Genomic DNA, 7,499 nt, shown 5'->3' with positions numbered 1-7,499 from the left:
TATACCCACATTTACTTTAAATTTATTAAGTGGTCAATGCCACCGTACCGAGTGATCTCAAAAATCGGAACCGGTGGTCTCACTCATCGGAACAAGTGGTCAATTTGGTCTGTAATACTCACTATAGTACTTTTTTCCTCTATATTCTGATGGAGACTTCTTCTTTTTATGATATATCTCCCATGCAGTAACACGATCGTTTTTGGTTCTATTCTCTCTTTTTGTATATGCCCATACTTTCATTATTATCTTCCGTTTCTATAAGTATTTCATCTAACGTTTCCGTGATTACCGAAGTCGCATCTTTTCACCCTTAGGTGAAAAGTGGCGCAGCTCTTGCTTCGCAAGGGCTGTGACATCAATGCGATTTAGGTAATCAACGTGTTAAGTGAAGTTCTAGTCTTTCTTGCCTTTTTAACTCTATACGTGTATAATATACGTATAGAGCGTTGTTTCTTTCCATTAGAATTTGATGTTCAAATAACTAAATTGGAGGAGTTATGAATCACCGTTCTTACAACTCAAGGGAGCTTCTTAAAATTTTAACTGATGATGGTTGGTATGTCGTAAGAGTCAAAGGATCTCATCACCAATTAAAACATTCTACTAAGAGTGGTACTGTTACTGTTCCACATCCTAAAAAAGACTTACCTCGAAAAACATTTGAGAGTATTCTTAAACAGGCTGGTATTGAAGGTTAAGGTAGCTCCCTACCTTTTAATGATTTTATGAAAGAAGGTGCATTATGTTAGCTGACCGTTATATTTTTCCTGCTATTTTTCATTTCGCTGATGACGGTATATCAGTTGAATTTCCTGACTTACCTGGCTGTTTTTCATATGGGGATGATGAACTACAAGCAGTCACAAATGCAAAAGAAGCTCTTGAACTTCATATTTTTGGATTAGAAGATGATTCTGACCCTATACCTTCTCCATCACATATTAGAGAAATTACTGTTAGTGATAATGAAACTATAGTTCTGATTGATATTTGGATGAAACCAGTTAGAGATTATATGCAAAACAAAGCAATTAAAAAAACGCTTACAATTCCCAAATGGCTTAATGATATTGCTGTTGAAAATGATGTTAATTTTTCTCAATTGCTTCAAGTTGCTATTAAAAACTATTTAGGTATTAATACTCGAAATTGACCATTCTTTTGGATGGTTCTTTTTTTGACTAGAATTTCATTTAACGTTCCCGCGATTACCGAAGTCACTCCTTTTCCCTTAGGAAAAGTGGCACTGGCCTTGCCTCGCAAGGGCTGTGTCATCAGAGTGATTTAGGTAATCGGCGTGTTAGCTGAAGTTCTAATAGGTTTGTAAATTATTTAAAATATATTCAAATAAGTCTATACCATTTTGTGTTTCCAAAGTTATAAATTCATTATTACTATACTGATTATTTGCTTTTTCAACAATTTGATTACCACGTTCATCTGATAGTGTGATTTGCGTAAAAGGACTAAACTGTATATATTTATTTTCTACATTTCCTAATTCATCTCTGTATACAATATGTGCTAGATGGCTGATATTGTAATTAATTGTTCCCATATTATATTTTTCTTCAAATCGATTAGCTACTTCATTTTCTAGATTTCTTCTATTTAACGCATTATTATATCCAGATGAGGTTTCAAGAAGACCACTCTTTTTATTATTAACAAATGAGTTTGAAAAATAATCCGATATTAAAATATCCTGTTCAAATTTTTCATTTGGTTTCTCAAAAGTCGTCGCATGAACATTTAAAAAAGTATATAATTTAATATTGCTTATTTCGGCATAATGTCCAATATTTGAAATGTCTACTCTCTGTTCAAACACAACCCCTTTTTCAAGATCTTTAACATTATACATAGATAACTCAAATGACGGTTGCACTTCCATCTTCATGATTGCAGTCTGCTGTTCAACTAACTTTGTTTGAGCTTGTGCAATAGAATTTGCTTTAACTGACACAAATATTGCCATAAGTCCTAATAAGATTGATGTTATTACACTAATGATTTCCCTGTTTTTTTCAAGTTTGTACCGTAAAATTTGAATTTTAACTTTAATATTTATGTTCATCACTCTTCCTTTATTTAGAATTTCAGCTAACGTTCCCGCAGTTTCCGACGTTCCTTCCTTTTAACGCCTTAGCGGAAAAAGTGGCGCGGTGCTTGCCTCGCAAGAACCGTGTCATCGGAAGGAATGTAGGAAAATGTCGTGTTAGCCGAAGTCAATTTTTTACAAAACTGTACATTGAGGTTATCTTGTCTTCATCATTAGCATATTTATTAATTTCATTTATTTCCCTAAAAAACCATTTATCAAGTTCAATTATATAACTAAATGTTTTATTAATATCATCTTTCAAATTTTCTGTCCTTATTGCATGTCCTAAATTAGTATTTTCAGAATACAAATATATTGCTGGTCGTAACAAAATAGGTAATTGACCCACTAAAAAACTATTATTGCATAGATAAAATATTTTATAATATAAGTTTGAAGGTGGCATATCTTTATATCTTGTTAAAAAAACATTAGCATCCTTTGTAAAGCGTTCAATATCTACTTCTAATTTTTCAACCCAAAGAATTTTCCTTTCATATCCTTCTATTTCAAAAGCAGGTGCCAATAAATTGATATGGGGTAATATTTTACATAATGTTTCAAAGTTAAAATGTTGTTCTAAACTTATATCATCATTAATAATTCCATTTTGCTTAGAGTATAGAAAGATATCTCCCCATACAGAACTAAGATCATATAATAGAAGTTGTACTTCCCTATGTCTAGCTATTCTTAGGTATACATTTTCTTGTTCTTTTTCTATAGAATTTTGCAATTCTGGAAAGTAATTAACCATAATATAAAATAAATAGCTTATCACATATCCAATACTTAAATTCAAGAGTATATTATAATCTTTGTTTTTAACAAAAATCCAGTTCAAAAAATTAGGTGTAGCTTTCCAAATAGTTGCTTCACTTTGATTAATAATGAACAATACTACTACTATTAATATACTAGTAAGTAACTTAACATATTTATGTTTTTTTTTAAAAGTTTCCATAATATAAACATCCTCATTAAAATTGATTTTGGCTAACGTTCCCGCGATTACCGAAGTTCATCCTTTTTACCCTTAGGGGAAAAGTGGCGTAGCACTTGCCACGCAAGGGCTATGACATCAGATGAATTTCCGGTAATTGCCGTGTTAGCTGATGAACTGAACCTAACTATCCCGTTTTATAATAAATTTATAAGCTCTTTCAAGTTTTCCAGTTTTCTAAACAATAAGGACTCTATTTCTAGGCTCGGTTGTTGTATATCTGGAATCATTATTGGTATCATGCCCGCTCTTTTGGCTGCCAAGATTCCATTTTCAGAATCTTCTATAACAACGCATCTCTGTGCTATACAATCTAATCTCTTAGATACCTTAATAAATATTTCTGGATCAGGCTTAGATCGCTCTACTTCATCGCCACATAAAACATAATCAAAATAATTATCTACTTTTGCTAACTTCAATAAATCAGTAGCTCTATTCCTATTTGTTGATGTTGCAACTGCCATTTTAAACTTATTTTTTTTTAAATGTTCAAGTAATTCATAAAGTCCTTTTTTTATTGGAACACCATCTGTGTTTACAATTTCATTAGATATAATCACTCTCTCACTCTTAATTAAATCAAACGGAAAATTTTCACCAAAATATTCCATCAAAATCTCTCTAGTTCTAGTAAGATTAGTCCCAATAGTCCTATTAAAAAGCTCTTTACTCATGTGATAGTTGTAATAATCCGCTGCTTTAGCCCAAGCCTTATAAGATATTACCTCTGTATCAAACATCAGCCCATCCATATCAAATATAACTAATTCTATATCTTCCAATTTTCTCAAAATACAACTCCCCAATTAATGCTTTTGCTTAATTTTTAAATCCTTGACAATTCCGATGAATTAAACTTTGCCTTTTGTTCAGTTTTTCAGCTAACGTTCCCGCGATTACCGAAGTTCATCCTTTTGACCCTTAGGGCAAAAGTGGCGTGGAATATGCGTCTGCTCTATATGTAATTCGACACGTAATTGTTATCTCCTTCCAGTCCAGAAAATAAAAAAATTCCTCTGCATATTCCATGACATCAGATGAATTTTGGTAATCGGCGTGTTAGGCGATGTGCTTCTCCACGACACCCTGTTTGAAAAATACACCTATAGACTCATAATTTTTGGTCTAAGAAAGCTTAAACCCACTTCATAATAAATCTATGTATCTACCACAGTCCTAATTTCATTGCTCATATAACACACTTATGATCAACTAATAAAAATCTGATTGAATTTCTAATTCTTATAAAACCAATAGAATTAAACAAGGAACTTCTACTGCCAAGTGAGACTCAGCTTCCAGACCATATGAAACCGCTAAATTAACTTGACTTAGAGAAATCATGCATAATTGGCTTTCTTAGTTTTTCCAAATCGTAATCAGATCATATCAATTTTATATCATATCCAATCAAATAACCACTAAGACTTGATTCGAGTTTGCACCCAGATAACGTCAGTTAATGTTGAACCAAGCCAACTTCTCGATAGAGTCTTTACTCTAAATTTATTTCGATAGCGTAAACCAAAAACTCGCATTTCGCCTAACGTTCCCGCGATTACCGAAGTCACTCCTTTTTCCCTTAGGAAAAAGTGGCGCAGTCCTTGCATCGCAAGGGCTGTGTCATCAGAGTGATTTTGGTAATCGGCGTGTTAGCTGATGAACTGAACCTAACTATCCCGTTTTATAATAAATTTATGAGCTCATTCAAGTTTTCCAGTTTTCTAAACAATAAGGACTCTATTTCTAGGCTCGGTTGTTGTATATCTGGAATCATTATTGGTATCATGCCCGCTCTTTTGGCTGCCAAGATTCCATTTTCAGAATCTTCTATAACAATGCACCTCTGTGCTATACAATCTAATCTCTTAGATACCTTAATAAATATTTCTGGATCAGGCTTAGAGCGCTCTACTTCATCACCACATAAAACATAATCAAAATAATTATCTACTTTTGCTAACTTCAATAAATCAGTAGCTCTATTCCTATTTGTTGATGTTGCAACTGCCATTTTAAATTTATTTTTTTTTAAATGTTCAAGTAATTCATAAAGTCCTTTTTTTATTGGAACACCATCTGTGTTTACAATTTCATTAGATATAATCACTCTCTCACTCTTAATTAAATCAAACGGAAAATTTTCACCAAAATATTCCATCAAAATCTCTCTAGTTCTAGTAAGATTAGTCCCAATAGTCCTATTAAAAAGCTCTTTACTCATGTGATAGTTGTAATAATCCGCTGCTTTAGCCCAAGCCTTATAAGATATTACCTCTGTATCAAACATCAGCCCATCCATATCAAATATAACTAATTCTATATCTTCCAATTTTCTCAAAATACAACTCCCCAATTAATGCTTTTGCTTAATTTTAAATCCTTGACAATTCCGATGAATTAAACTTTGCCTTTTTTTCAGTTTTTCAGCTAACGTTCTCGCGATTACCGAAGTCACTCCTTTTCCCTTAGGAAAAGTGGCGCTGGCCTTGCCTCGCAAGGGCTGTGACATCAGAGTGATTTTGGTAATCGGCGTGTTATGTGATGGATGGCTTAGTAATAATAGCATGTTTATTCATAAATCATTCTATTTTGAGATTTTATAATTTTCTATATTGAATTTATTCAATAATTTCAAATTAATGTTACTAATCTCAAATTCTCCATCTAGCTCATGTTCAGTTAGACCATTATAGTCTATACGATCATAATTCATAATTTTTTCGCCGTTACTTACCGCCAAATTTTCAAGATATAATTTTTTTAATACTGGAAATTTATCGAATATTTCTCTCAAATCTCTAATTTTTATAGATCCATCACAAATCATAAAATCTAAAGATATAATAATATCTTTTTTCCTATCAGCTTTGTCCATTTCATAAGTAATGGATACACTGCTAGGGTCAAATTTATAAATAATTCCATAGCTATCTTTGAACACTTCCGTCTTAAATATGTCAAAGCCAATAAAATCTTGAAAATGAATTTCTTCAAATTGTTCGGTAATATATTTTGATTGTAATAATTGTATGCCTATTTTATTGCTTTTACATAATTGATTAAACGCAGCGTTATCTATTTCATACAAATCTCCAACAGTAAAAAAGTCATCATAATCGTTTTCAAATCTTTTGATATCATACACTGTCTGATTCATTATATTTCCCCCTTCACACGTTTTATTGTTAATATATATTATTTTAAGCCATCTTTCATATAACGTTCCCGCGATTACCGAAGTCACTCCTTTTGACCCTTAGGGCAAAAGTGGCGCTGGCCTTGCCTCGCAAGGACTGTGTCATCAGAGTGATTTTGGTAATCGGCGTGTTATGCGATGGATAAACAATTCCTTTATTTAAAACTATACTTTATTGGATTAGCAGAACCCTTCTTACGATATTTATCAGGTATTCTCTTTCTTAAATAGAGTAATTGTATTTTTTCTTCAGCAGGCTCACCAACAAATCCATATCGTCCTGGTCTGTCAATTGCTGTTCCTGGAAAATTTTCTGTATTAGCTTCTAACCATTTTATTGGCTTAAATACCCCAACTATCAAACCTTGCTTTACTGCAACAACATATTCAGCTCTTTTAGCTTTTGTTTTACTCAACTTCCATGCATACCTTGATGCTTCATATATCTCTCTTTCGGTAATTGATTTATTTATAGTAATCATCAAAACTCTATGTTCAAAGTTAGCTTCTTCAGCAGAGTATTTTTCAATTATTTCTTTTACATTCATAGTTCCACGATCATTGCTACCAGCGCCATTCATAATATTTGTAGCTCCAGGGTATGCATCAATCAAAGCTGCTTCTACTTCAAATGCTTCTTTTTCATCCATTCCATGCCTATGAACCACATGAATTACTTCTAAACCCTTAGAAATTATATCTCTAATAACTTGGATTTTATCTGAAACATCATCTAACTCTTCTATTTCTTTAGCACCTTTTATGTGATAAAATAATCGATTACCTTTTCCTTTACCGACATAAAAAGTTTCGCCATTTCTTGGATCAATTAATCTGTAAACATAATATTTGATCTCATCAATAACTTCCTGTGAAAATAATATATCATTGCTCATATCCCCTCCGTTGATAAATTATTTTTCTTAATTGTTTATCTTTTGCATAACGTTTCGGGGATTCTCGAAGTGTCTCGGTCTCTGCGTTCGCTTGGCGACGGTTTTGATCCAGGTTCACAAAAACGGTGACAAGCGATGAGCAGAGAATTGGCGTAATTCTTGCCTCAGGATCGCACGAGTTATGCCAATAGAGGCATTTCGAGAATCCTCTGTTATCTGAAGTGCTCTATTAATAGAAGCCTCTGACTCTAACCCTTGTTGGTCTAAGAAAGCTCATAGTCTGCTCATGAC

General features: G+C 32.8%; 8 protein-coding genes. 2 read left to right on the top strand and 6 right to left on the bottom strand.

The genetic code is table 11. The features are described from left to right. The first annotated feature begins 500 nt into the window (after positions 1-500). On the top strand, positions 501-701 hold the full coding sequence (locus ISU02_RS23575; RefSeq protein ID WP_194704323.1) for a type II toxin-antitoxin system HicA family toxin: 201 nt from the start codon (positions 501-503) through the stop codon (positions 699-701). Positions 702-745: 44 nt separating this feature from the next. After that, positions 746-1,156, top strand: coding sequence for a type II toxin-antitoxin system HicB family antitoxin (locus tag ISU02_RS23570; protein WP_194704322.1), 411 nt, complete (start codon positions 746-748; stop codon positions 1,154-1,156). A gap of 159 nt (positions 1,157-1,315) precedes the next feature. On the opposite strand, the gene ISU02_RS23565 is transcribed toward ISU02_RS23570, so the two are convergent. The 6 genes from ISU02_RS23565 to ISU02_RS23540 form a co-directional block, all read right to left on the bottom strand. After that, positions 1,316-2,080, bottom strand: coding sequence for a hypothetical protein (locus ISU02_RS23565; protein ID WP_194704321.1), 765 nt, complete (start codon positions 2,078-2,080; stop codon positions 1,316-1,318). Between the two features lie 151 nt (positions 2,081-2,231). Further along, the gene (locus tag ISU02_RS23560; protein ID WP_194704320.1) at positions 2,232-3,071 is read right to left on the bottom strand and encodes a hypothetical protein; all 840 of its coding nucleotides are present in this window, start codon (positions 3,069-3,071) and stop codon (positions 2,232-2,234) included. Between the two features lie 176 nt (positions 3,072-3,247). Next, positions 3,248-3,904 carry an HAD family hydrolase gene (locus tag ISU02_RS23555; RefSeq protein ID WP_194704319.1) on the bottom strand — a complete coding sequence of 219 codons (657 nt, stop codon included), beginning with the start codon at positions 3,902-3,904 and terminating at the stop codon, positions 3,248-3,250. An 893-nt stretch (positions 3,905-4,797) separates the two neighbouring features. Beyond that, positions 4,798-5,454 carry an HAD family hydrolase gene (locus ISU02_RS23550; RefSeq protein WP_194704318.1) on the bottom strand — a complete coding sequence of 219 codons (657 nt, stop codon included), beginning with the start codon at positions 5,452-5,454 and terminating at the stop codon, positions 4,798-4,800. A gap of 246 nt (positions 5,455-5,700) precedes the next feature. After that, on the bottom strand, positions 5,701-6,273 hold the full coding sequence (locus ISU02_RS23545) for a hypothetical protein (RefSeq protein ID WP_194704317.1): 573 nt from the start codon (positions 6,271-6,273) through the stop codon (positions 5,701-5,703). Positions 6,274-6,467: 194 nt separating this feature from the next. Further along, positions 6,468-7,208: an LEM-3-like GIY-YIG domain-containing protein gene (locus tag ISU02_RS23540; RefSeq protein ID WP_194704316.1), complete on the bottom strand. Its 741-nt coding sequence runs from the start codon at positions 7,206-7,208 to the stop codon at positions 6,468-6,470. Between the last annotated feature and the right edge of the window lie 291 nt (positions 7,209-7,499).

It is taken from the genome of Fusibacter ferrireducens (assembly GCF_015352425.1).
Lineage (GTDB): Bacteria > Bacillota > Clostridia > Peptostreptococcales > Acidaminobacteraceae > Fusibacter_A > Fusibacter_A ferrireducens.
The sequence above is the reverse complement of the archived record's forward strand: the minus strand, read 5'-3'. Positions and strand labels throughout refer to the sequence as shown.

What these genes read in the sequence shown, in the direction of transcription:
- ISU02_RS23575 (WP_194704323.1), top strand. Translation starts at nt 501, where the DNA reads ATGAATCACCGTTCTTACAACTCAAGGGAGCTTCTTAAAATTTTAACT.
- ISU02_RS23570 (WP_194704322.1), top strand. Translation starts at nt 746, where the DNA reads ATGTTAGCTGACCGTTATATTTTTCCTGCTATTTTTCATTTCGCTGAT.
- ISU02_RS23565 (WP_194704321.1), bottom strand. Translation starts at nt 2,080, where the DNA reads ATGAACATAAATATTAAAGTTAAAATTCAAATTTTACGGTACAAACTT.
- ISU02_RS23560 (WP_194704320.1), bottom strand. Translation starts at nt 3,071, where the DNA reads ATGGAAACTTTTAAAAAAAAACATAAATATGTTAAGTTACTTACTAGT.
- ISU02_RS23545 (WP_194704317.1), bottom strand. Translation starts at nt 6,273, where the DNA reads ATGAATCAGACAGTGTATGATATCAAAAGATTTGAAAACGATTATGAT.
- ISU02_RS23540 (WP_194704316.1), bottom strand. Translation starts at nt 7,208, where the DNA reads ATGAGCAATGATATATTATTTTCACAGGAAGTTATTGATGAGATCAAA.